The organism is Bradyrhizobium sp. AUGA SZCCT0431 (assembly GCF_018131065.1).
GTDB lineage: Bacteria > Pseudomonadota > Alphaproteobacteria > Rhizobiales > Xanthobacteraceae > Bradyrhizobium.
Genome location: NZ_JAFCLR010000043.1, coordinates 38826 through 63472, shown reverse-complemented (window position 1 = coordinate 63472; position 24647 = coordinate 38826). Strand labels below are relative to the sequence as shown.

The window sequence follows — 24647 nt, the reverse complement described above, 5'->3', positions numbered from 1 at the left end:
CGCCTGTCGTGAGTTAGGCGAGCTGCAACTTGTAAAAGTCCGTCGCCGTCTTCGAGAACATCGCCGTCTTCTCGGCCTCGCTGTATTGCGCCGCGAGCCGCTTGAAGGCGTTGAAGATCACCTGGTAGCTGCACTGGCCCTTGTCGGGGGGGAAATTGCTCTCGAACATGCAGCGGCTGGGACCAAAGGCCTCGATGCACGTCTCTATATAAGGGCGCCACGCCGCGGCAGCCTGTTCCGAGGTCGGCGGCTTCGGCCGCAGATGAAAATCAAAGCCGAGCAGGGCCATCGCAAGCCCGCCGAGCTTGACCACGACATTGGGACATCTGGCGATCTCCTGGATCGAAGCCTTCCAGACCGGAAAGATCTCCTCGCGCCGGCCCGCATAGCTGCCGATGCCGATCGGGCCGCCGCAATGGTCGAGCACGATCCTGGTGTCCGGAAAGGCGCGGGCAAGGTCGGTGAGTTCGCCGATCTGCGGATGAAACAGCCAGCCTTCGAAACTGAGGTCGAGTGGGGCGAGACAGGCGAACCCCTTGCGGAAGGTTGCGTCGAGCAGCAGGCCCTGCGGCCGTGTTGCATACATGCCGGCGACATCGGGATCGGCATCCCACGCCGCGGAATGCCTGATGCCGCGGAAGCGGCCATTGCCCGCGACGATCTCCGCCTCCAGCACCGGTCTGGCGTCCTCGCCGAGCAGCAGATTGACGTGGCTGACGATGCCGGCGCAGATCGCAGCCTTGCCGTAACCACCACTTGCAGCCATCGCCGCGACGCCGTTGGCGAATTCTACTTCGCCGACCGGGCGAAACGCCTCGGGCCCGTGCGCGCGGTACATCGCGCGGCAATCGACATAGACGGTGGCGATGATGTTGTGGCCGGATGCGATATCGGCCGCCATCTCCTCGATCATGTAGCGCTGCCCGCCGCGGTCCCACAGATGATGGTGGGGGTCGACGATCGGGCGGTCGGGGTCGATGATCTCCTCGGTATGTTGCGCCAGCCAGTCTTCGCGCGGATCGGCATAAAGCCCGCTTCTGGAGGCGGGTGCAGTGCTGACGGCCATCGATGGTCGCTCCCTGATTCTTGTCGTTGCTCTCTCGTCATTGCGAGCGTAGCGAAGCAATCCATCTCTCCGCTTGCCGCACTATGGATTGCTTCGCTCCGCTCGCAATGACGGCGGTGACATTCTGGCCTTCGCCTCACACCCCGTCGAGAATGATCACGGTCGGCGTGCTGGGCAGCGTTTCCCGCGAAATCTTCAGGGTTCGCTCGGTGCGCTGGTCGATCTCGAATTGCTTGCCGATCAGGCGCATGAATTCGTCGAGCGGGGTCGCGAAGCGGTGCATCGGCAGCACCACGGAGGCGCGCAGGCGCCTGGTGATTTCGGAGACGCCGTCGAGCGACATCGTGAAGGTGCCGTCGATCGGAACCATCACGATGTCGAGGCGGCCGATCGCGGCAAAATGGCTGTCGTCGAGCTTGTGATGCAGATGGCCGAGATGGCCGATGCAAAGCCCGGCGACCTCGAAGATGAAGATCGAGTTGCCGTCCCTGATCATCTCGCCGCCGGCGCCATCGCCGTAGTACCGGCGGATGTCGGTGGTCACGTTGCGGATATAGACGTCGTCGACGCGCAGGCCGACCAGCGCAGGCTGTCCTTTCTCGCCCCAGCCGTGCAGCACATGCTTGATCTTGGGATCGGGAAACAGCGTGAAATGCGTCGAATGCGCCCGGTTCATGGTGACGACGTCGGGCAGTCGCCCGGTCTGGTAGTAGCCGTTGAAATCGGTCCCGATCCGCACACCGCCGGGCGTGTCGATATAATAGGTGGAATGCCCGACATAGGTGATCGCGACCTCCTCCATCTTGGCCGCGGTGCGGCGGAGGCTGACCGGCACTGCCCGCGGCGGTGCGTTGGCCATCGCCAGGCATTCGCTGCGCAGCGGCGCTTGCGCCGTCGCCGGAATGATCAGCGAACCGAGGAAGGCAGTGGCAAGCACAAGCGATCGCAGCATGGCATGACCCGTATGCGGCAACGGCCGCTGGCATACTGTATCGCCGAATTCAGCGCCCGTCATGATGTCAATCTCGCACAGCTCCTGTGCCGCATTTGCTTCACCGGCGTTAGGCGATACCGTATGGCCGGATGCCACAACGGAGTGACGCCTTGACCGAGCAAGCCTCAACGCCAGCCCAAAATGCCGCGCGTGCGCCATCGTCGAAACGGCTGGAACCGCTACGCTCCATCGATGCCGGCGTGCTCAAGATCGCCTATTACGAGGCGGGTCCGGCCGATGGGCCGGTCGTGATGCTGATGCACGGCTTTCCCTACGACATTCACGCCTATGTGGACGTGGCGCCGCAGCTTGCCGCCGAAGGCTGCCGCGTCATCGTTCCCTATCTGCGCGGCTACGGACTGACCCGATTTCGCGACAAGGCGACGCCGCGGTCGGGCGAGCAGGCGGCATTGGGCGCGGATTTGATGGCGCTGATGGACGTACTCGGCATCAAGCGCGCGGTGTTCGCGGGCTATGACTGGGGCGGCCGGGCCGCCTGTATCGGCGCGGCATTGTGGCCGGAGCGCTGCATCGGCCTGGTCTCGGTCAACAGCTACAACATCCAGGATATTGCAAAAGCCATGGTGCCGGCGCCGCCCGCCCGCGAGGCGCCGCTCTGGTACCAGTATTATTTCAACATCGAACGCGGTCGCGCAGGCCTCGCCGCCGACCGGCGCGGCATCGCCAAACTATTGTGGCAGCAATGGTCGCCGAACTGGCAGTTCGACGATGCCTGCTTCGAGCGGACGGCAGTCGCGCACGACAATCCTGATTATGTCGACGTGGTCATCCACAGCTATCGCCATCGCTACGGCCTGGCCGAGAGCGATCCGCAATATGCGGATATACAGCGCCGGCTGGCGGCGCAGCCCGTCATTACCGTGCCGACCATTACGCTCGACGGCGACGGGGATGGCGTGAGCCCGGCCACCGACGGCAGCAAGAGCGCGCCGAAATTCGCCGGCCGCCGGGTTCATCGGGTGGTGCCGCGCGCCGGGCATAACCTGCCGCAGGAAGAGCCCGAGGCGTTTGCAGCGGCGGTGCTGGAATTGATCAAGGCGTAAGCCGACTTTGCCGCATGGCCACATCTGTCGAAAACTTCTATCCTGCTGCAAAAGCAGAATAATTTTCACGGGGCGGAATTCGATGGCGAAGCGTTTTGTCGTGCTCGCGATATGGCTCGCCTCGATCTGCGCGATCGCGCCGGCCTCGATCGTCAAAGTCCTCGCCGAGGAATTCCCGACCCGCCCGATCACCTGGGTCGTGCCGTTCGCGCCGGGCGGAATCACCGACACGACCTCCCGCATTGTCGCCGAGGAGATGGCAAAGACGCTCGGCCAATCCGTGCTGATCGATAACCGCGGCGGCGCCGGCGGCACGGTCGGCACCGAGCAGGTGGCGCGCGCCAAGCCCGATGGCTACACAATGATCTACGGCACACAGGGCACCATGGCGGCCAATGTCACGCTGCGGAAGGAACTGTCCTACGATCCGCTGAAGAGTTTTGCGCCGGTGCACCTGGTCGGCGAAAGCCCGAACCTGTTCGTGGCCTTTGAGGGCGCGCCGTACAATTCAGTGCCGGAGTTCATCGCCTATGCCAAAGCGAATCCGGGCAAGGTGACCTTCAGCTCGTCGGGCGTCGGCACCGCGACACATCTGGTTGCCGAACTTTTCAAGACCGTGACCGGCATCGAGATGCTGCACGTGCCCTACAAAGGCAGCGCGCCCGCGCTGAACGACCTGATCGCCGGCCGCCTCGATGTGATGTTCGATTATCCCGTTTCGGTCGGGCCGCATGTCGAAGCAGGCAAGCTCAAGGTGCTGGCTACCACCGCGCCGGAACGTCTGCGCGCGTTTCCGAATGCGCCGACCATGGTTGAACTCGGCCTGAAGGAGATGACGACGCAGAGCTGGTCGAGCATCATGGTGCCGGCGGGAACACCGGCGCCGATCGTCGACCGGCTGGCGGCGGCAGCGCACGCCGCGCTGACGTCGGAACGCGTTCGCACCCATTTCGAAAAAGTCGGCACCCGCCCGATGCTGCTGCAAAAGGCCGAGATGATCCCGTTCATTGAAAAGGAGATCAAGCGCTGGGGCGACGTGATCGAGCGGGCGAAGCTGGAGAAGCAGTAGCCATCAATCCCTTCGCGGGCTGATCTTCCACGTCCCGGCCAGCATCAGCGCAGTCATGGCGCCACTGATGACGGCGGCAATCGGGATTGTGACGGCGAGGATCGCGGTCGCCGCCCATCCGATCGAGCAGAACGCTTCGGCAAATGTCGCGATGCGTGACGAGGTCTGGCGGCGGCGAAACTGGCTGCGTTTGGCCTGGACGCGAAACCACAGCTGGATCGCGGCCGCCGACACGGTGGCGATGACGACGAAGATGGCTGTGACCGCTGCCTGTACGGGTGAGGCCAAGGCCAGTGCAGCCACCAAGGGAGCGAAGATGACGCCGATCGCGATCATCACCACCTCGACCTTGGCCCGGATCACGCTGCCGGGCGGCATCGGCGCGGTCGCGACCAGATCTGCCGCGTCCTCGCCTGAAATCGTCAGCCAGGCGAGACCGCCGGCGAGCTGGCCGGCGGCCATCACGATCACGGGCGTGATCAGCACGGTCGCGGCCGAACTATCGGAGAAGCTGCGCCACAGCATCAGCGCCGGCGGCACCAGATAAAGCAATTGCATCAGGCTCTGCGACACCAGCCAGGGATCACGCCGCAGCAGCATGAACTCCTTCCAGCGCAGCGCGGCCTGCCGCGAACCGCGGCGAAACGAGGTTGCGCGCGACCCGCGACGGATCGTCGTTGCTGTTGCCGAAGCGCTGACGACGGTGCCGGCAAATTTCGGCGAGAAGACCGCCATCACGCCGCCGAGCAGCACGAGGCTGCCGGCCAGCAGAAGCGAGAGCATTTCGCCGTCCCCGATCGCAGCGCGCGCCGGCCACCACAGCGGGCTGTCGAAATCGGGGGCATAGGCCGCGGCGGCGTCCGACGTCAGCACCGTGAACCGCGACAGCGTGCCGTAGGAGAGGATCGCGGCGACCTGGAGCGCGATGACAAAACCCGCGCCGATAACGGCGGCAAGAATTTGCGCAGCGAGCCGCGTCCGGCTCGGACCGATCAACCGAAACATTAATACCGTGATCGCAATCGCAACCGCCGCGGCCGATAGGCCAATGGCGATGACGACGCCAAAAGCCGAGAACCACCGGATGCCGCCGCCGATCATGAGAACGTCGACAAAGGGGCTCGACAACAGCAGCGCCATGGCCGTGACCGAGAGCGCGATTGCCGCGATCCGCACCGAGAAGATGTTGGTCAGCCTGACCGGTGACGACATGATCAAATCGAGGTCGGCGCGCGCATAGAACACCCGCGTCACCGATTCGATCGCCTGCGACAACATCAGGGCCCAGGCCAGGAAGATCGTTGCTGACATGACGATCAGCGTCGGCTTGTCGAGCGGGGCTTGCAGATCGGCAAAGCGGCCGATCACCGCATAGGCCGGCAGATGCAGGAAGGCGGCGAGCACGAGCAGCCCGATCACGGCGCGTGTTCGTTTTCGCCGCGCGCCCGTCATCATGGCGAGCCATTCGCGCCACGCCAGCCGGATTTCGTGCCGGGCAAACCAGGTGAGATCGGCGGCCGAACTCATGCGGCCGCGTCGGTGTCGACGAGTGCAATGAACATGTCTTCGAGGCTGGTGTCGTTGCGGCCGTTCTGCTGGCGCAATTCGGTGAGCGTGCCCTCGGCCACCAGTTTTCCCGCGGCGATGACGCCGATCCGGTCGGCCATCCGCTCGGCGACTTCGAGAATATGCGTCGTCATGATCACGGTGCAGCCGGCGCGGACGCGTGCCTGCAGCAATCCCTTGACGTGACGCGCGGAGAGCGCGTCGAGGCCGGTGAGCGGTTCATCGAGGATGATCAGGCGGGGGTCATGGACCAGTGCACCGGCCAGCGCCACCTTCTGGCGCATGCCTTTCGAAAATCCTTCGCATCGTTCGTGCAGATGCGGCTGGAGCCCGAGCGACACCAGCAGATCCTGCGCGGAGGATTCGGCAATCGATGCATCGACGCCCCAGAGGCCGGCAACGAATTCGAGATATTCCAGTGGCGTCAGCTTGTCATAAATCATCGGCTCGTCCGACACCCACGCCATGATCTGTTTGGCGGCGACGGGATCGGCGAGCGCATCGATGCCTAATATAGAGACAGCGCCGGCGTCGGGCCGCAGCAGGCCGGCCACCATGCGCAACGTCGTGGTCTTGCCGGCACCGTTGGGGCCGAGCAGGGCGTAGAATTCGCCGCGGTGGACGGTGAGATCCAGCGCATCGACCGCAGGGCGGTCAAAACGCTTCGTTAACCCTCGCACCTGCAGCGCTGATACATCGGGGTTCATGAGGTCGGGACGGTCCGGGTTTCATGTGTCGCCGCGAACCATGGACCCAAGAACTTTCGGTGCGGTGAATCGAAGACCCCAAATCGCGCCGATATGAAGGCTTCCAAGGCCCCTTCGAAGGCCACTTCCGCCCTGCGGCATTTCTGCGCAATTGTTAACGCAGGCCGCAACCAGCGCTCTGTTGACAGTCGTCGGCGCTTTGGTCTCAATGGGGACGGACATATGTGGCTTTCAGCGCTTCGACACAAGAGCGCGAAGGCAGGATGCGTTAAGGCGATCCGTAGAATCGCGGGGCATCCGGGGGAGGGGAATCAATGCTGGACTTCGTTCAGCAACTGGTGAGTGGCATCGCACTTGGCTGCGTTTACGGCCTGATCGCGCTCGGCTTCGTGCTGGTGTACAAGGCCACCGAGGTCGTCAATTTCGCTCAGGGCGATTTGATGATGCTGGGCGGTTTCTTCGCCTTCACTTTCATCGGTATGCTCGGCCTCAATTACTGGCTCGGATTCGCCGGCGCCGTCATCTGCATGGCGCTGTTTGGCATGCTGGCCGAACGCGTGGTGGTGCGTCCGATCCTCGGCTATCCCCAGTTTTCCATCATCATGGCGACGATCGGGCTCGGATACTTTCTGCGCTCCATCGCCGGTATGATCTGGGGCACCGACGATCTCAAGATCGAGACGCCGTTCAGCCAGGGCGTGTTGCGGATCGGTTCGCTGGTGCTGGCCCACGACAAGCTCTCGGTGATCGCCGCGACCGTCATCCTTTGCGGGTTGCTCTATCTGTTTTTCAACCGCACCACGCTCGGCACCGCGATGCGCGCCAGTTCCGAGAACATGCTGGCTGCCTATTACATGGGCATTCCGGTCAAGCGGGTGGTGTCAATCGTCTGGGCGATCAGCGCTGCGGTCGCTACCGCCGCCGGCGTGTTGCTGGCGCCGATCACCTTCATTCATTCCAACGTCGGGCTGGTGCTGGGATTGAAGGCGTTTCCCGCCGCGGTGCTCGGCGGCTTCGGATCGATTCCAGGTGCGGTGGTCGGTGGCGTCCTGATCGGCGTGATTGAGAGCATGGCCGGCTTCTATCTGCCGCAAGGTTGGAAAGACGTCGCGCCTTACCTCGTTCTCCTCGTGGTGTTGCTGCTCAAGCCCGAAGGCCTGTTCGGCGTGCACACACGCAAGAAGGTTTAGGGGCCGCGATGCGTTTTCTCTTCAAGACCGACTACGAAGACGACATCCGGCTGATGCCGCACAGCGGCTATCTGGTCACCTACGGCGTGCTGCTGGCACTGCTGGCGGTCGCACCGTTTGTGCTGTCCAGCTATATCGTCAGCCAGCTGGTGTTCGTCTGCATCTACGCCACCGTCGGTGTCGGGCTGATGATCCTGACCGGCTTTACCGGGCAGGCGTCGCTGGGCCACGCCGCCTTCCTCGCCATCGGCGCCTATACGGCGGCCTTCCTGCAGCAATACAACGTCCCGTTTCCGGTATATTTCCTGGCCGCAGGCCTGCTGACCGGCGTGGTCGGCGCGCTGGTCGGATTCCCGGCGCTGCGGCTGCAGGGCATCTATCTCGTCATTGCGACAATTTCCTTTGCCTTCATCGTCGAGGAAATCCTGGCGCGCTGGGAAAGCGTGACCCATGGCAATGAGGGCATGCGCGTCAAGACCATGCAGTTGTTCGGCATGGCGATATCGCGCGATAGCCCGAGCTTCTATTTCCTTTGTCTGGGTTTCCTGATCCTGACCATCGTCGGCACCCTGAACCTCTTGCGTTCACCGACCGGCCGCGCCTTCGTCGCGATCCGTGACAGCGAGACGGCGGCGCGCAGCATGGGCATCAACGTGTCGCTCTACAAGGTGAAGTCGTTTGCGATCAGCGCCGCGATCACCGGGTTCGCAGGCTGCCTGTTCGCGCACAAGCTGTCGTTCATCAGCCCGGAAATGTTCACGCTGCTGCTCTCGATCGAGTTCATCATCGTGATCCTGATCGGCGGCTCGTTCAGTCTGCACGGCGCGGTGCTGGGCGCGATCTTCCTGGTCATGATCGATCCGCTCCTGACCTATCTGAAGGACGACTTGCCCGGCATGATCGCGGGCGTCGCCTCGACGTTTGGCGCGGGCAAGGAGAGTGCGTCTCAGATTCAGGACAAGGCCGCCGCCATCGCTTCCGCCAACGGCCTCAAGGGCGCGATCTACGGCCTGATCATCGTGCTGTTCGTGCTGTTCGAGCCGCTTGGCCTCTACGGACGCTGGCTGAAGATAAAGCTCTTCTTCCAGCTGTTCCCGCTCTACAAGCGCGCCACTTTCAAGCGGCAGAAAATCTATGTGAAGTCGGAGCGGAACCGATGAGCTATTTCCGGGCCGAGGACCTGTCCTTGCACTTCGGTGGCCTCAAGGCGGTCGATGCCGTCAGCTTCGCGGTGGAGAAGGGCGAAATTCTTTCGATCATCGGTCCCAACGGCGCCGGGAAGAGCTCGATCTTCAATCTGATATCGCGCATTTACCCGCCGACCTCGGGCAAGATCTACTTCGAGGATCAGGACATCACCCAGCAGCCGGCTTACGAAATTGCCGGCCTCGGCATTGCCCGCACCTTCCAGAACATCGAATTGTTCGAGAACGCGACGATGCTGAGCAATCTCTTGGTCGGCCGGCACCGCCACTCCACCACGCAGCTGTGGCAGGAGTTGCTGTTCCTGCCGAGCGTGCGCGCCCACGAAAAGGCGCATCGCCGCCGCGTCGAGCAGGTGATCGAGTTCCTCGACCTCGAAGTCTATCGCGACAAGCTGATCTCGGGGCTGCCCTATGGCGTCCGCAAGGTGATCGAGCTCGCGCGCGCGCTGTGCTCGGAGCCGAAGCTGATCCTGCTCGACGAGCCGTCCTCCGGGCTGAATGTCGAGGAGACCGGCGACATGTCGTTCTGGATCCGCGACCTGAAGACCGACCTCGGCATCACCGTGCTGATGGTCGAACACGACATGTCGCTGGTGAACCGGGTGTCGGACCGGGTGATCGCACTGAACTACGGCAAGGTGATCGCGATGGGTTCGCCCAGCGAAGTGCAGCGCCATCCCGACGTCGTCGCCGCCTACTTGGGTGCATGAGGATGTTGCCATGAGCGCTCCCGACATCATCCTGAAGCTCAGCAATATCGAGAGCTATTACGGGCCGATTCAGGCGATCAGGGGTATCAGCCTCGAAGTGCCGCGTGGCAAGATCGTCACACTGCTTGGCGCCAACGGCGCCGGCAAGACCACCGTTCTGAAAACCATTTCCGGCATCCTCGATCCGCAGAAGGGCACGATCGAATTTCTGGGCAAATCGATCCAGCGCGTGGAAGCCGACAAGATCGTGCGGCTGGGCCTAAGCCACGTGCCGGAGGGGCGCGAAGTGTTCCCGTTCCTCTCCGTGCGCGAAAACCTGATGATGGGCGCCTATCCGCGTAAGGATCGCGCCGGCGTCGCTGAGGACCTCGATCGGGTCTACGGTTATTTTCCGCGGTTGAGAGAGCGGATCAACCAGCCGGCCGGACAGCTCTCCGGCGGCGAACAGCAGATGCTGGCGATCGGGCGTGCATTGATGAACCGGCCGACGCTGTTGCTGCTGGACGAACCCTCGCTCGGGCTGTCGCCGATCCTGGTGAAGGAGATTTTCACCATCATCAAGCGCGTCAACGAAGAGCAGGGCATGTCGATCCTGCTGGTCGAGCAGAACGCCAAGGTGGCGCTGGAGACGGCGCATTACGGCTATGTGCTGGAAATCGGCCGGGTCGTCATGAACGACAGCTGCGAGCGGCTGATGCATTCAAAGGACATCCAGGAATTCTATCTCGGCGCCAAGGAAGAGGGCGCTCGCGGTGAGCGACGCTGGAAAAAGAAGAAGACATGGCGCTAAACGACGCAGTTAAGACCTTGGCGTTCCTAGTGATTTGGAGCTAAATTCGAGCCTGCTTCGAAAACAAGACCGGCTGACAAGACCGGCGTCGGACGCAGGCGAGAGAGGGAGGAAGACGCATGGCCAGACCGGCAGTGCTGACGGTCGCCGACACGATCGCGAAGAGTTTTTTGCTGGCCGCGGAAACGCGCGGCGACCGGCCGGCGATCCGCGAAAAGACGTTCGGTATCTGGCAGCCGACCAGCTGGCGGCAGTGGCTGCAGATATCGAAGGATATCGCCTACGCCTTGCATGCCACCGGCTTCAAGACCGGCGATGTCGCCTCGATCATCTCGAACGCGGTCCCCGAGTGGGTGTATGCCGACATGGGCATCCTCTGCGCCGGCGGCGTCTCATCCGGGATCTATCCAACCGACTCGTCGGTCCAGGTCGAATACCTCATCAACGATTCCTCGACACGAGTGATCTTCGCCGAGGATGAAGAGCAGCTCGACAAGATCCTGTCGTGCCGCGAGCGCTGCCCGACCTTGCAGAAGATCGTCGTGTTCGACATGGAGGGCCTCTCTGGCTTCAGCGACCCGATGGTGATGTCGCTGGCCGAATTCACCGCCTTCGGGCGCAACCACAGTCACGACGATCCGGCGCTGTGGGATGCGATGATCGCAAGCCGTGGCGCGGGCGATCTGGCCATCCTCGTCTACACATCCGGCACGACCGGTCCGCCCAAGGGCGCGATGCATTCCAACCGCAGCGTCACGCACCAGATGCGCCACGCCAACGATCTGTTCCCCTCCACCGACGCCGAAGAGCGGCTGGTGTTCCTGCCGCTCTGCCACGTCGCCGAGCGGATAGGTGGCTATTACATTTCGCTGGCGCTGGGATCGGTGATGAATTTCGCCGAAAGCCCGGAAACCGTGCCGGACAATCTGCGCGAAGTGCAGCCGACCGCGTTCCTGGCGGTGCCGCGGATCTGGGAAAAATTCTACTCCGGGATCACGATTGCACTCAAGGACGCGACGCCGTTCCAGAACTGGATGTACCGCCAGGCGCTGGGAATCGGCAATCGCGTGACCGAGAGCAAGCTCGAGGGTAAAACGCCGCCGCTGACCTTGCGGATCGCCAATCAGTTCGCCTATTGGCTGGTGTTCCGCAACATCCGCCGCATGCTCGGGCTCGATCGCTGCCGTCTGGCCTTCACTGGGGCTGCGCCGATCGCGCCGGATCTGATCCGCTGGTATCTCGCACTCGGCATCGACATGCGCGAGGTCTACGGCCAGACCGAGAATTGCGGCGTGGCCACCGTGATGCCGCCCGACCGCATGAAGCTGGGTTCAGTCGGCAAGGCCGCGCCCTGGGGCGAGGTCGCGATTTCCCCGCAAGGCGAAATCCTGATCAAGGGCGACTTCCTGTTCATGGGTTATCTCAACCAGCCGGAAAAGACCGCCGAGACCATCGACGCCAAAGGCTGGCTGCACACCGGCGACGTCGGTTCGATCGACAATGAGGGTTTCGTCAGGATCACGGACCGGATGAAGGACATCATCATCACCTCGGGCGGCAAGAACATCACGCCGTCCGAGATCGAGAACCAGCTGAAGTTCTCGCCCTACGTCTCGGACGCGGTGGTGATCGGCGACAAGCGGCCGTACCTCACCTGTCTCATCATGATCGACCAGGAGAATGTCGAGAAGTTCGCGCAGGACCACGACATTCCCTTTACCAACTACGCGAGCCTGTGCCGTGCACCCGAGATCCAGGACCTGATCCAGCGCGAGATCGAGGCGGTCAACGTCAACTTCGCGCGGGTCGAGACCATCAAGAAATTTTTCCTGATCGAGCGTCAGCTGACGCCCGAGGATGAGGAATTGACGCCGACCATGAAATTGAAGCGCAGTTTTGTGAACAAGCGTTACGCGGCCGAGATCGGCGCCATGTACGGCGAACGGGCGGTGGCGTAACGGACGAACTTTGAGCAAAATTTGTAGAAACGGCGAAGGACAAGAAGGCCCCACCCTTCGCTCAACACGGGCCAACGAAGAGGAGACTGCAATGTCGAAATCGTCTAGGGCGTTGTGCCTTGCGGTGAGCGCCCTCGCGCTGACCCATTTGCCGGCCCACGCCCAAACCAAAGTCACCAATGAAGGCGTCTCGGCGAGCGAGATCGTCATCGGCACCCATCAGGATCTGTCCGGCCCGATCAAGGGCTGGGGCGTTCCGGTTTCCAACGGAATGAAGATGGCGGTCGAGGAAGTCAACGGCGCCGGCGGCGTTCACGGGCGCAAGATCAAGTTGGTCCTGGAAGACTCCGGCTACGATCCGAAGCGTGCGGTGCTGGCGTCGCAGAAGATGGTGGAGCGTGACAAGGTGTTCGCGATGGTCGGACCGATGGGCTCGCCCACCGTGCTCGCCTCGCAGGACATTCTGTTCGATGCCGGCGTGTTGCAGCTGTTTCCGCTGACCGCGGCCGAATTCACCTACAAGTTCGACCCGGCCAAGCCGCAGGAACGGCTGAAGTTCAATAATCTGCTGCCCTATGTCGAGAGCACCCGCGCTGCCGTCAAATACATGATCGAGAACAAGAGCTTCAAGAAGCCCTGCATCATGCATCAGGACGACGAGTACGGCAAAAACGTGCTCGATGGCTTCAACCAGCAGGTCGCCGCGATGAAGCTGACGCCGGCATCGGTGACCAGCTACAAGCGCGGCGCTTCCGACTTCAGTGCGCAGGTCGCCAAAATGAAATCTGACGGCTGCGATATGGTGGTGCTCGGCACGGTGCTCCGCGAGACCATCGGTGCGATGGGCGAAGCCAAGAAGCTCGGATGGGACGTGACGTTCCTCGGCGCCACCCCAACCAACGTGCTTGAAGTGCCGGCGCTCGGCAAGGAAGCGGTGGAAGGGCTGTATGCCGCCTCAGGCTTCGAAATTCCCTACGAGGACACCGCGAAGGGAAAAGTGAAGGACTGGCTCGTCAACTACAAGAAAATGTTCGGCACCGACGCCAACACCCAGGCGATCATTGGCTACAATGCGGTGATGACGTTCGCGCATTATGCCAACAAGGCCGGCAAGGACCTCTCCGGCCAGAAGATGCTCGATGCGCTGGAGTCCGGCGACAAGTTCCAGGATATCTTCAGTTCGCCGCCGACCGTGTTCTCGAAAACCAACCATCTCGCCACCACCATCACCCAGGTCCAGCAGGTCAAGAACGGCCGCTGGGTGTTGGTGAAGGAAGGCCTGATGTTCTGAGGAAGGCTCACCTTCTTCTTCCAAACGGCAAAGGGCTGCGCGATTGTCTCGCGCAGCCCTTCTCTTTTGTTGGCGGCTATCTCCGTCATGCCCGGGCTTGTCCCGGGCATCCACGTCTTGGCGACTTCAGAAAGAAGACGTGGATGGCCGGGACAAGCCCGGCCATGAAAGGTAATGATTCGCTAGAGCGGCCACGGTATTGAAGCACGATGACGCGATCAGTTCGGATATTGTTATCGGTTCTAGGAGTGCTGGCTTCCGTTGTGCTCGGGTTGGCAGCGCACGAAGTAGTGATTTTCGCCACGAGTACCGAAGCGAGCGCGCGGGACGAAGCCAAGCAAGGCTTCCTCAGTGAATGCGAACGTCGTCGGTTGGATCCAGATGAATTCAAGGGTCCGCAACGAATCAAATCGCGAGAGAGGACGTATGGATTTGTTTGGATGAATCCATCGAGCGGGGATCAGATCGTGACTATGGTTCGGTATTTTCCTGCGGGAGTAGAATCCTGGATGAGCCGCGCGCGGGACGGAAAGTTCGAGCCTTACTGCGACGTGAACGGTCGAGCCTGTCAGTAATGCTCTCGTCCTAACGAGAAAAACAAAGGGCTGCGCGATCATCTCGCGCAGCCCTTCCTTATTCGGCTTGAAGCCGCTTCGTTACTGCTTCGGCTGTCCCGCGGCTTCGGCGGGCTTCGGCCGGATTGCATCCGCCGTGCCCTGGATGAAGGCTGCGATCTTCGTCACGTCGGCCTCGGTCAGCTTGCCGGTGAAGTCAGGCATGCCCTGGTCGCGGAACGGACCCTTGAACACGAAGTCCTTCAGGTTCTCGATCGTCTCCTTCGGAACATAGCCGAGGTTACGGACATTGCCGCCCTTGTCTATGCCGGGCACGCCGTGGCACTGGGCGCAGGCGGTGACGTAGAGCGCGGTACCGTCCGGCACGTCCTTCGGGTCGTACTTGACGCCGGCGAGCAGGCCTTCGGTCTGATACTTCACGAAGGCCGGCAACGGCGCCTTGCCGTCGACCGCAAAGGTGTAGACCGTGCCCGGGCTCTGCAACTCGGTGGCGCGCATCGCAATCCCGTACACGCCGCCCCAGCCGACCGCGATCGACACATATTGCTTGCCATCGAGCATGTAGGTCGAGGCCGCCGCGACCACGCCGGTGCCGGTCGGCGACTCCCAGAGCTTTTCGCCTGACGTGGCGTTGTAGGCGATGAAGCGACCGTCAGCAGTGCCCTGGAAAACCAGATTGCCCGCGGTGGTCAGCGTGCCGCCGTTCCATGGCGAGACATATTCGGCGCGCCAGGCTTCCTTCTGCTTCACCGGGTCCCAGGCGATCAACCGGCCGAACGGTGCTGATTTCGGCGGCGTCGCATTCAGCATGAAGCCGACATTCCAGCCCGCAGCGGACGCGAATTTGCCCGGCTCCTGCGCATTGTGCTTGAAGGTCTTTTCCGGCGTCAGATTCACCGGAATGTTCTGCGCCGGCAGATAGACGAGGCCGGTCTGCGGATTGAACGACATCGGGTGCCAGTTGTGGGCGCCGTACGGGCCGGGAATGCTGTCATATTGTTCTCGCCCGCGCGCCGCCGGCACTTCGATCGGTCGACCATTGGCGTCGTAACCGGTCGCCCAGTTCACATCGACGAAGTTCTTGGCCGAGATGAACTTGCCGTTGGTGCGGTCGACGACGAAGAAGAAGCCGTTCTTCGGCGCATGAAGAATGACCTTCCTTGGCGCGCCATCGATGTTGATGTCCGCCAGGATCATCGGCTGCGTCGATGTGTAATCCCAATGATCGCCGGGGGTTTCCTGATAGTGCCAGACGTACTTGCCGGTGTCGGCATTCAGCGCCACCAGTGACGCCAAATAGAGATTGTCACCGCCGGATGGGCTGCGGATGTCCCGATTCCATGGCGAGCCGTTGCCGGTGCCGACATAGACCATGTTCAGGTCGGGATCGAAGGTGATGGTGTCCCACGCCGTTCCGCCGCCGCCGTTGAGCCAGTATTTCCCGGCCGGATCCCAGGTCTTGGCGGCTGCCGCCATCGATTCATCTTCGAACGGCTTTGAGGGATCGCCGGGCACCGTGAACCAGCGCCAGGCCTGGTTGCCGGTCTCGGCGTCATAGGCGGTGATGTAGCCGCGCGCGCCATATTCGGCGCCGCCATTGCCGATCACGACCTTGCCGTTGAATACGCGCGGCGCGCCGGTGATGGTGTAGGAGTGCTCCTTGCTGACGATGGTGTCCTTTTCCCAGACAACCTTGCCGGTGACGGCGTCGAGCGCGATCAGGCGGCCGTCATAGGCACCGAGGAAAACCTTGCCCTTCCAGAGCGCCACGCCGCGATTGACGACGTCGCAACAGCCCTTGTAGCCCTTCTCCTTGTCAATGCCGGGATCGAAGGTCCAGAGTCTCTTGCCAGTTCGGGCGTCGATCGCGTGCACCACGCTCCAGGAGGCGGTCTGGTACATGATGCCATCGACGACCACCGGGGTTGCCTCGACACCGCGGGAGGATTCGAGCGGATAGCTCCACACCAGGCCGAGCTTCTTGACGTTGTCGGTGTTGATCTGGTTCAGCTTGGAAAAGCGCGTTTCCGCATAGTCGAGGCCGATGGTCGGCCAGTCGTTCGATGTCGCGGTGTTGGCCTTGATCGAGGCGCCGTCGACTGCCGAGGTGACGGCCTTGATGTGCTCCGGCGATCCCTTGGCGGGACTTTGCGCGAGCGCCGCCGCGGAGGAGATCGCCAGCCCAAACCCGATCGCCAGCGCAAGGCGAACCGGCCGATGCAAATTGGAAAAGCTTTCAGGAAAAAAACGGCAAACAGAGTCACCGCACGGCGAACGCGTCATCCTAGTCCCCTCCAATGATCTCTAGCGGATCTGTCGGGATGGTATGCCGGTGAGAATGACGGCGTCAATCAAGCGCGAGCGCGAAAAGAAAAAGAGAAAATTTGTATCGTCATGCTTTCGCCAAACAGAATGCAGCGTGCGTTCCGGCTGCACTGCAGCATGGCATGATGACTCTCGTTGATCACGCAATGAAAATTGCGGGACGCCTTGTATCCGATATTCCAGATGCGCGATCATGGATCGCGCGGCGCGACGTCCAGTCCGGTCGGCTGCAGCGAGGCGTGAAGCGGCACTCAGTTGCTCAATCGTCGCCGCGGATGAAATTGCGGCCGGATTGCTGTCAATCGGCTTTCGTCGGAACCTGATTGGCAGGCGCGACAAGGCCGGGCGCTGCCAGCGCGCTGATGACGACCGGCGCTTCGGGATTGCCGGATGCGGCGGTGAGCAGGGGCGCATCGGTGTATCGCATGACGCTGTGCTGATCGATCACGAAGGTGGGCCGGTAATTCCGGATGTCGGAATCCTCAACCATCGCCATGCGGCGGTTATCGAGCGTCAGCCAGCGCCCGTCCAGCCGCGCCGCGGCAACGGCATGGTCCCCGCCGTGAATGGTGTCGCGCATGATCACGATTCGCAGATCGCCGGGCGCAATGCCGGCCAGGCGCAACGCCACGAATTTCGCAATCGCGTAATCCTCGCAGTCGCCGCCCCGCGTCAGCGTCGCGAGCGGCGAGGCCCAGACGTCGAGTTCGCCATATTGTGCGAGGTCGCTCATCGGCTTGACCGCAAGGTTGACGGCGCGGTTGATCTCGCCGAGCCGGGCGCGGCCCTCGCGGAGCTTGGCGGCATCGACGATCGCGAGGAATTGCAGCGCCGCTGGAGAGACGCAGCCTTCGCGGTCGCCCTCGCACAGCGCGAGCTGCACCATTTCGTCCTCAAGGCGGCGCTGTATGCGCTGCCATTTCTCGTGCAATCCGCCGTCGAAAAGCATGGCGGTGGGTTGGCCGAACGGCTCGACGGATTTCTTGATCAGGACCGCAGCGCCAGGTGACAGCAGCGTTCCGGCGGCCGCCGGTCCGAACCAGGCCAAGCCGCTTATGGACAGGCCGCACGCGAGGAAGGCTGCGCGCAACGCACGCGGATAATTTGAGATCGCCATCTGACACCCCTAGTCCGGGCATTATCGGCAGGCTCGCTAACCTACTCGTGACCGGATCATTTCGCTGGGGGCATAGTGGGTAGGTGGGCTTTTGATCTGCTTAAAACCGACGATTTCAGGCTGGAAAGCGCAAAACAGCTTAAAATTAGTCTCGCCGGTTTCTCGAAAATTTTATCGAACCTTTGTGGAGCCGTGACTGCCCTATCCATGGGATGGTGCTTAACCGTGCGTTATCGTTGTTTTCAGGTTAATATGACTAATCTGGTCAGATTCGCGTGAGTTGTAAGCCAAGTCACAGTTTTGACTTGGAAAATCGCATCATATGCCGGGGTTATACGGGGGAAGAGAATTGGTATGTATAAATCGAAGACGTTTTACTGCGAATACCTCAACTAATCTCCCTGGTGCTCAAGCTTAACTATGTATTCCTCCGTGTATGGCAGAGGAGTACTAGATCAGCTTGAGAAAAAACAGAAGACTGATCTGGAAAACGGCTCTAACCTAAGCAAACTGCACAAAAAATGGATGGTTCCGTAGAAGACCATCCGTGATATGCAAGCTTAGATCTTTGAATATTGTATTTGTATTAACCTTAGCGGCGGCGGGGCTCATTTGACTTTGGCCGGTAAATTTACCGACGTGCTGCCTGACGGCCACGGCGCTCACCTCCTGGGTGGGCACCTCCAGGTCGACAGTGTTTCCACGCATGCGCCGTCGGGCGCCATTATCGTTCCAGACGCCCATTTGCTCTTCACCGGCGATTTCAAGCGCGCGGGTGTCGACCTCGTTCTATCAGGCGACGGCCGCGAGCTCGTGCTGCATGACTATTTCAAGGGCGAGAAGCGCGCAGCCCTGGCATCACCCGATGGCGCCCATCTGACCGGCAATATTGTCAACGCGCTGACCGGTCACACCCAGCTGGCGCAGGCCGACGGCAGCCCGAGCGTGGCCCAGGTCATCGGCCATGTCACCAAGCTGGTCGGCACCGCGACCGCGATCCGCAACGGCGTTTCGATCATTCTGAACAATGGTGACAACGTCAACAAAGGCGACGTGGTCCAGTCCGGTTCCGATTCGACGCTCGGCATCACCTTCATCGACGGCAGCGTGTTCGGTCTCGCATCGAACGCCAAGATGGTGCTGAACGAAATGATCTACGACCCGAACGGGTCGAACAATTCGTCGCTGATCAGCCTGGTGCAGGGCACCATCTCGTTCGTCGCCGGCGCGACCGCCAAGAAGGGCGACATGAAGGTCGACACGCCGGTTGCGACCATGGGCATCCGCGGCACCGCGGTGCTGGTCGAAATCGATTTCGTGGTGCCGGGCCAGGGTGGCGCGCCGCCGGCGAAATTCCAGGTCCTGGTCGAACCCGACGGCACCACCGGCTCCTACATCCTGTTCGACAAGACCACGATGACGCCGATCGCGACCGTCAATCAGGCCGGAACGCAGACCATCGTCAGCGGCCAGGGCACGGTCAATTTTCTCTCCTCCGTGCAGCTGTCGCCCGATGCGCAGAAGATCATCTCCGATGTCTTCCAGCTGAAATTCACCGACCTGAACAATCCTCAGCAGCTGCACCGGTTCACCGATACGCCGGTTCCTATTACGGATTTCGTCAGAACGGCGAGCTTGCAAGACGCCCTCGTCACGTTAAAATTCACCCAGGTTACGGACGCTCCCCTCGTTACGACCACCCCCACGACCGTCAAATCGGGCGACCACATTCCGGGGAAGCCTGACGTCGTCACCTCCAATGCGGCTTTCACCGAGCGCGCAGGCCTGACCGGCAGTGCCGCGCAAGATACATTGACCGGCGCGATCGAGTATTCCGACCTCAATCCGGGCGACGTGCCGACCGCCCAGGCGAGTTTTGCCTCGTTCAAGTATGAGAACGCGCAGCACAGTGACGTCACCGCAACGCTGACGGCCGAGCAGATAGCCGCGATCAAGGCGGTAGAAGTGCCGCTTATCGTGGTGCAGGATCCCAACCAGAAAAACCGCGGCACGGCGACCTGGACCTACAGCGTCCCGGACGGCGCCTTCGACTTCCTGGCCGCCGGCGAGACCCTGACGCTGACCTATCTGGCGCGGGTCGACAATAATTTCGCGGCGAACAACGAGATCACGTTCAAGACCTTCACCATCACGATAACCGGCACCAATGACGCGCCGACCGTTGCCACCAGCGGCGGCACCGTCATCGAGCGGGACGGCACCGGCAATACCACCATCGATACGATCTCGGGCACCGTCACCTTTACCGACACCGATTTGACCGACCGTCCGGTGGTGAGTGCGGCGCTCTCGACCAACGAGCCGTTCCGATATCTCGACGCGCAGGGGCATAACGTCACCGCGACGCTGACGCAGGCGCAACTGGACGCGATTGCGACCGTCAAGGTTCCCTTGAAAGTGGTACAAGGGGGCGGAAACGGCCATAACGGTTCGGCGACCTGGACCTACAGCATCGCCGACCATGCCTTCGATTTCCTCGCCAAGGGCGAGACGCTGATCCTCAACTACGTCATCAAGGTCGACGACGGCCATGGCGGCGTGGTGTACACGCCGGTCAGCATCTCGATCAACGGCGCCGACGTCACCGTGATCGGCACCAACGACGTCCCCACCATCGCGACGACGGACGGCGCGTTCGACGAACTGTCGAACCCGGCTCAGCCAAATCCAACGGGATCGCCGACGCCGGATACGGCATCAGGCACGATCACCTTCACCGACGTCGATTTGACTGACCGTCCGGTGGCGAGCGCGGCCTATACTTCCTACGCCTACATCGACGCTTCCCAAAGCGCGCGGTCGCTGACGGCGCAGCAACTGGCCGACGTGGCCGTGACGCTGGGTGTGACGCAGACGCCGGGCAACACCCATAATGGTTCGGCGAGCTGGTCCTACAGCGTCGCCGACGGCAAGTTCGACTTCCTCGCGGTCGACGAAATCCTGACGCTGACCTATACCGCGACCATCGACGACGGCCATGGCGGGGTGGTTACGAAACCCATCACCATCACCATCACCGGCACCAACGATACACCTGCGATCACGGGCGGTCCGCTGGTCGGTACGACCACGGAACTTGTCGACACGCACGATTCGGCCGCGCCGGATGAGGCCTATGGCACGATACAGTTCGCCGATGCCGATTGGAGCGATACCCACGACGTGACCATCACCGGTGTCAGCGCATCAGGCGTGACCACCGGCCTTGCCGGTTATAGCTATGGCCTGCAACTCGGCTGGCTGTCGCTCGATACGCTGGTCGATTCCACCGGCGGCGTGACCGGCACACAGGACTGGTCGTTCTCGGCGTCGGATCATTATTTCGACTATCTCGCCGATGGCGAGTGGGTCAATCTGACCTACACGGTGAAGATCGACGACCATCATGGCGGCATCACGACACAGAACGTTGTCGTCACCGTCAACGGCAGTAACGACGCGCCGGAAGTCGCCGCAGATGTTTCCGGCGACGCCGGGACGGCGTTGCACGCGATCGCCGAACAGGCTGATGTCACCGGCGATTCCACTGTGCACATCGCCACGGGCTCGCTGGCGTTTCGCGACGTCGATCTGAGCGACACGCATGCGGCTGTCAGTTCCAAGCTGGAATTTGGCTGGCTGAATTCGAGCAATGATACGTTGTCTTTCGCCCAGGAGGGCATGCTGACGGCGGCGAGTGCGCTGACGCTGACCCTGAACGGCAGCAACGACAGCACCGGCACCGGCCTCGGCTCGGTTGATTTCAGCTACAGCGCGGTCGATAGCGCTTTCGATTTCCTGGCCTATGGCGAAACACTGACAGTCACCTACGACATCACCGTATCCGACGAGCATAACGTCGCCTCGACCCAGCCGATCACGTTCACCATCACGGGCGCCAACGACGCCGCGACGATCGATGGCGATTCGACCGGCAGTCTGGTGGAGGATGCGACCACCACGATCAACAGCGGCGAAGTCGTGCCCCTCGATACCGTCAGCGGCATGCTGACGGTCCACGATGTTGACCACGGCGAAGGTCATTTCGGGGCGGTTGATCCGGGCGCGCTCACCGGCACCTACGGCACCTTCACGTTTGACAGCGGCACGGGCGGCTGGGCCTACCAGGTCGACAGCTCCAAGGTTCAGTCGCTGGGCGACGGCGTCCACGTAACCGACACGCTGACGGTGACGTCGGCCGACGGCACCACGCACGAGGACATCGTGGTCACCATCACCGGCACCAACGATACCGCGACGATCAGCGGCGATTCGACCGGAAGCCTGGTGGAGGATGCGACCACCACGATCAACAGCGGCGAAGTCGTGCCCCTCGATACCGTCAGCGGCGTGCTGACGGTCCACGATGCCGACAGCGGCGAAGCTCATTTTGCGGCGGTTGCGCCGAGCGCGCTCACCGGCACCTACGGTACCTTCACGTTTGACAGCGGCACGGGCGGCTGGACGTACCAGGTCGACAGCTCCAAGGTTCAGTCGCTGGGCCAGGACGACCACGTAACCGACACGCTGGCGGTGACGTCGGCCGACGGCACGGCGAGCGAGAATATCGTCGTCACCATCAACGGCACCAACGACGCGCCGGCGTATTCGAATACGTATCTGGACTCGACCTACCATGCCGGCGACGCTCCGGTCGCGATTGTGGGCAGCGGCGTTGCCGTAAGCGACATCGACAGCGACAACTATGCCGGCGGAACGCTGACGGCGACGGTGATCGACGGAAGCCACGACGGCGACACGCTATCGATCGCCAGCGATCATATCTCGCTCATCGTCGCGAGCGGCACCACCGTGATGTATGATGCCGACGGCATTGGCGGTGCCGATGCGATCGAGATCGGGACGCTGACGAATTACGACTACAACAGCCTCTTGGTGACGCTCAATGCCGATGCCGGCGATGCGGCCGTTGCCGCGTTGACGGAGGCGATCAAGTTCTCGAATTCGACCGGGAACCCGGCCGCCGGCACCCGCACGGTGGCGTTCACGCTGCATGATGGCGGCGGCACCGCCCATGGTGGGCACGACAGCGACTATTTCGAAGCGCATGTGACGGTGCCTGAGAGTGCAGGGGCGGCGCCCGTGATCCAAACGGACCTGTTCACCATCTCCCAGGAAGGCCTTACAACGACGGTTGCCGGGCTCTACGTCACCGATACCGACGCCACGGGCGACGACGGCTTCGCGCTTCACGCAACGACGGGCGCGCCCGCGCAAAGCAGCGTCGATCCGTCGTCGAGCTCAGGCTATTTCTCGGATATCAACACGACGCTGCACGACGGCATCACTTACTATGCCGGCGAGATCGATCAGCCGGAGACGGACTCCGTCACCTTCACCGTGACCGATGGCTTGGGTCATTCCGACACGGTCAATTTCATCTTCAACGTGACTGGCGAAGGCAATGTCGAGCTGACCGGTACGGACGGGAAGGATGTTATCTTCGCGACCGGCAATACCGATGCGCTGACCGGTGGCGCGGGCGCGGATCAGTTCGTGTTCCGGGTTGGTGACGGCGACGACACGATCACGGACTTCACGCCGGGGCAGGACCACATCGACCTCAGGGCGTTTTTCGCAACGGTCGATGCCGACAACATCGCTGACTGGCTTGCTTCCAGTAACGTGACGACCAATGCCGGCGACACCCTGTTGAAGCTGGGCGATGACAGCATCCTGTTGAAGGGCGTCGATCTCCAGATCACGAGCCTCACGGCCAACGACTTCATCCTTCATCCCGGCCACATCGTCTGATCGCGCAGGCGCTTACAGCAGCCGTGGAATCCCGAGCCGCTCAGCCTCCTCCCGCACCGTCGCCGCGTTCTGATAACCCGCGCCAACCTTGCTTTTCGGATCCTGCAGCTTGATGGTCGCTACGTCCGGCACAGCATAATATTTGTCGTGAACCAGGCAATGGTTGCGGATCAAGGGCCACAGCATCAGGCCGAGCATGCGCTGGTCGTGGCCATATTTTGCCGTAGGCCCGGCGACGAAATAGCGGCGCATCAGTTCGACGACATCGATGCCGCAATCGGTCCGGCCGGCCCACATGCCGCCCATCATGAGTTCATTGTGCATGACATGGTCGCGGGCGACGTGGAACGGCAGGTCGCTGTCGATCCATTGTCGGACCAAATCGGCCTCGGCCTCCGATATCCGCGCATCGCAGTCGCGTACCAGAAACCGTCCGACCGTGGAATCGTTCATGACCAGGAAGCGCTGGAACAGTCCGACGCCGGGATACTCGTCCGCCATGTTGCGCAGCTCGGCGCCATTGTCGCGCAGGAACGCAATGCAGGGGGGCGGCACGGTGTCATCGACATAAAACCGGCAACGCCAGGCGGGATACACCGTGCGACTCAGCACCAGGTTGATCATGGCGCCGTAGCTATAAAAGGGTGTCGTGCCCCACAGCGAAAAGGAAAGGACGTTGTCGCCGGCAGGCGGCCCTTGCGGCGCCTTCAGCGCGAAGGGAAGCGGATTGCGGCGGGCTTCCGCGTCCCGCAGATCGAGCGCCCGCTGTCCGTGCCGGATCGCCTCCGCCGTCTTGCCGGTGTGGAAATTGGCGACCTTGAGCGTGTCGAGGATGGTCAGGTCCTCGCCGTGCCGCGCGACGTAATGCGAGGCCTTCTCGATGGTCTCCTCGTAGCGTTTCATGTTCGAGAGCGTGGCGATCAGGCCTTTCTGTAATCGCGGACTATCCGGCTGGCGGCGAGCCAGTTCCTCGGCCAGCACCAGCGCCGGCTGCCATTGTCGCTTCTGGAAAAAGGCGTCGAACAGCAATTCCTTCGCGGCCAGATCGTGGGGATGGGTGAGGATAACTGCGCATAAATGAACGATCGCGGCGTCGTTTTTGCCGGCCCGCAGCAGCGCGCGAACAGGATCGTGAGGCCGTGGCGGCGGCCGAAGGGTCCCGCCTGCAGTGTCTGGTTTCATCAATCTAGTTTGTCCTCCATGCCACCATAGCCAGCCATGGCCCGCCGGGAAAGCGGGCGAGCG

16 protein-coding genes are annotated in these 24647 nt (G+C 62.0%); 9 read left to right on the top strand and 7 right to left on the bottom strand.

The annotated features are described in order from the left end of the window. Positions 1 to 13: 13 nt before the first annotated feature. Both JQ567_RS31145 and JQ567_RS31140 read right to left on the bottom strand, forming a co-directional pair. Positions 14 to 1066 (bottom strand): amidohydrolase, encoded by a 1053-nt coding sequence (locus JQ567_RS31145; protein ID WP_212442372.1) that lies wholly within the window; start codon positions 1064 to 1066, stop codon positions 14 to 16. Positions 1067 to 1202: 136 nt separating this feature from the next. Beyond that, positions 1203 to 2018: an MBL fold metallo-hydrolase gene (locus JQ567_RS31140; protein WP_212442371.1), complete on the bottom strand. Its 816-nt coding sequence runs from the start codon at positions 2016 to 2018 to the stop codon at positions 1203 to 1205. A gap of 152 nt (positions 2019 to 2170) precedes the next feature. On the opposite strand from JQ567_RS31140, the gene JQ567_RS31135 reads away from it, so the two are divergent. Continuing rightward, positions 2171 to 3124 carry an alpha/beta fold hydrolase gene (locus JQ567_RS31135; RefSeq protein ID WP_249165844.1) on the top strand — a complete coding sequence of 318 codons (954 nt, stop codon included), beginning with the start codon at positions 2171 to 2173 and terminating at the stop codon, positions 3122 to 3124. Between the two features lie 82 nt (positions 3125 to 3206). Then, a complete protein-coding gene (locus JQ567_RS31130) occupies positions 3207 to 4193 on the top strand; it encodes a tripartite tricarboxylate transporter substrate binding protein (protein ID WP_212442369.1) in 987 nt (328 codons plus the stop codon). A gap of 3 nt (positions 4194 to 4196) precedes the next feature. Here JQ567_RS31130 and JQ567_RS31125 read toward each other — a convergent pair whose 3' ends face one another. Continuing rightward, complete coding sequence (locus JQ567_RS31125; protein ID WP_212442368.1) at positions 4197 to 5720, bottom strand: permease; 1524 nt, start codon at positions 5718 to 5720, stop codon at positions 4197 to 4199. Next, a complete protein-coding gene (locus tag JQ567_RS31120) occupies positions 5717 to 6466 on the bottom strand; it encodes an ABC transporter ATP-binding protein (protein WP_212442367.1) in 750 nt (249 codons plus the stop codon). Before JQ567_RS31120 ends, JQ567_RS31125 begins: the two co-directional genes overlap by 4 nt. A gap of 314 nt (positions 6467 to 6780) precedes the next feature. On the opposite strand from JQ567_RS31120, the gene JQ567_RS31115 reads away from it, so the two are divergent. The 6 genes from JQ567_RS31115 to JQ567_RS31090 all read left to right on the top strand — a co-directional run bounded on the left by JQ567_RS31115 (position 6781) and on the right by JQ567_RS31090 (position 13610). Then, positions 6781 to 7656 carry a branched-chain amino acid ABC transporter permease gene (locus tag JQ567_RS31115; protein WP_212391770.1) on the top strand — a complete coding sequence of 292 codons (876 nt, stop codon included), beginning with the start codon at positions 6781 to 6783 and terminating at the stop codon, positions 7654 to 7656. 8 nt (positions 7657 to 7664) lie between these two features. After that, a complete protein-coding gene (locus JQ567_RS31110; protein ID WP_212442366.1) occupies positions 7665 to 8816 on the top strand; it encodes a branched-chain amino acid ABC transporter permease in 1152 nt (383 codons plus the stop codon). Further along, positions 8813 to 9571 carry an ABC transporter ATP-binding protein gene (locus tag JQ567_RS31105; protein ID WP_212038740.1) on the top strand — a complete coding sequence of 253 codons (759 nt, stop codon included), beginning with the start codon at positions 8813 to 8815 and terminating at the stop codon, positions 9569 to 9571. The genes JQ567_RS31110 and JQ567_RS31105 overlap by 4 nt, the downstream gene beginning before the upstream one ends. A 10-nt stretch (positions 9572 to 9581) precedes the next feature. Beyond that, on the top strand, positions 9582 to 10361 hold the full coding sequence (locus JQ567_RS31100; RefSeq protein WP_212442365.1) for an ABC transporter ATP-binding protein: 780 nt from the start codon (positions 9582 to 9584) through the stop codon (positions 10359 to 10361). Between the two features lie 119 nt (positions 10362 to 10480). After that, a complete protein-coding gene (locus JQ567_RS31095) occupies positions 10481 to 12319 on the top strand; it encodes a long-chain fatty acid--CoA ligase (RefSeq protein WP_212442364.1) in 1839 nt (612 codons plus the stop codon). 91 nt (positions 12320 to 12410) lie between these two features. Then, positions 12411 to 13610 (top strand): ABC transporter substrate-binding protein, encoded by a 1200-nt coding sequence (locus JQ567_RS31090; protein WP_212442363.1) that lies wholly within the window; start codon positions 12411 to 12413, stop codon positions 13608 to 13610. 656 nt (positions 13611 to 14266) lie between these two features. Here JQ567_RS31090 and JQ567_RS31085 read toward each other — a convergent pair. Together JQ567_RS31085 and JQ567_RS31080 are read right to left on the bottom strand one after the other, a co-directional pair. Further along, positions 14267 to 16378 (bottom strand): PQQ-dependent dehydrogenase, methanol/ethanol family, encoded by a 2112-nt coding sequence (locus JQ567_RS31085; RefSeq protein WP_409363644.1) that lies wholly within the window; start codon positions 16376 to 16378, stop codon positions 14267 to 14269. A gap of 430 nt (positions 16379 to 16808) precedes the next feature. Next, on the bottom strand, positions 16809 to 17627 hold the full coding sequence (locus JQ567_RS31080) for a transglutaminase-like cysteine peptidase (RefSeq protein WP_212442361.1): 819 nt from the start codon (positions 17625 to 17627) through the stop codon (positions 16809 to 16811). 618 nt (positions 17628 to 18245) lie between these two features. Between JQ567_RS31080 and JQ567_RS31075 the strand changes: the two genes are divergently transcribed. Then, the gene (locus JQ567_RS31075) at positions 18246 to 23402 is read left to right on the top strand and encodes a VCBS domain-containing protein (protein ID WP_212442360.1); all 5157 of its coding nucleotides are present in this window, start codon (positions 18246 to 18248) and stop codon (positions 23400 to 23402) included. A 12-nt stretch (positions 23403 to 23414) separates the two neighbouring features. On the opposite strand, the gene JQ567_RS31070 is transcribed toward JQ567_RS31075, so the two are convergent. After that, positions 23415 to 24584, bottom strand: a complete 1170-nt coding sequence (locus tag JQ567_RS31070) for a M48 family metallopeptidase (protein ID WP_212442359.1) — start codon at positions 24582 to 24584, stop codon at positions 23415 to 23417. Positions 24585 to 24647: the final 63 nt, after the last annotated feature.

Excerpts from the sequence above, each read along its gene's own strand:
- JQ567_RS31145 (WP_212442372.1), bottom strand. The coding sequence starts at position 1,066 with ATGGCCGTCAGCACTGCACCCGCCTCCAGAAGCGGGCTTTATGCCGAT.
- JQ567_RS31140 (WP_212442371.1), bottom strand. The coding sequence starts at position 2,018 with ATGCTGCGATCGCTTGTGCTTGCCACTGCCTTCCTCGGTTCGCTGATC.
- JQ567_RS31130 (WP_212442369.1), top strand. The coding sequence starts at position 3,207 with ATGGCGAAGCGTTTTGTCGTGCTCGCGATATGGCTCGCCTCGATCTGC.
- JQ567_RS31125 (WP_212442368.1), bottom strand. The coding sequence starts at position 5,720 with ATGAGTTCGGCCGCCGATCTCACCTGGTTTGCCCGGCACGAAATCCGG.
- JQ567_RS31120 (WP_212442367.1), bottom strand. The coding sequence starts at position 6,466 with ATGAACCCCGATGTATCAGCGCTGCAGGTGCGAGGGTTAACGAAGCGT.
- JQ567_RS31115 (WP_212391770.1), top strand. The coding sequence starts at position 6,781 with ATGCTGGACTTCGTTCAGCAACTGGTGAGTGGCATCGCACTTGGCTGC.
- JQ567_RS31110 (WP_212442366.1), top strand. The coding sequence starts at position 7,665 with ATGCGTTTTCTCTTCAAGACCGACTACGAAGACGACATCCGGCTGATG.
- JQ567_RS31105 (WP_212038740.1), top strand. The coding sequence starts at position 8,813 with ATGAGCTATTTCCGGGCCGAGGACCTGTCCTTGCACTTCGGTGGCCTC.
- JQ567_RS31100 (WP_212442365.1), top strand. The coding sequence starts at position 9,582 with ATGAGCGCTCCCGACATCATCCTGAAGCTCAGCAATATCGAGAGCTAT.
- JQ567_RS31095 (WP_212442364.1), top strand. The coding sequence starts at position 10,481 with ATGGCCAGACCGGCAGTGCTGACGGTCGCCGACACGATCGCGAAGAGT.
- JQ567_RS31090 (WP_212442363.1), top strand. The coding sequence starts at position 12,411 with ATGTCGAAATCGTCTAGGGCGTTGTGCCTTGCGGTGAGCGCCCTCGCG.
- JQ567_RS31080 (WP_212442361.1), bottom strand. The coding sequence starts at position 17,627 with ATGGCGATCTCAAATTATCCGCGTGCGTTGCGCGCAGCCTTCCTCGCG.
- JQ567_RS31070 (WP_212442359.1), bottom strand. The coding sequence starts at position 24,584 with ATGAAACCAGACACTGCAGGCGGGACCCTTCGGCCGCCGCCACGGCCT.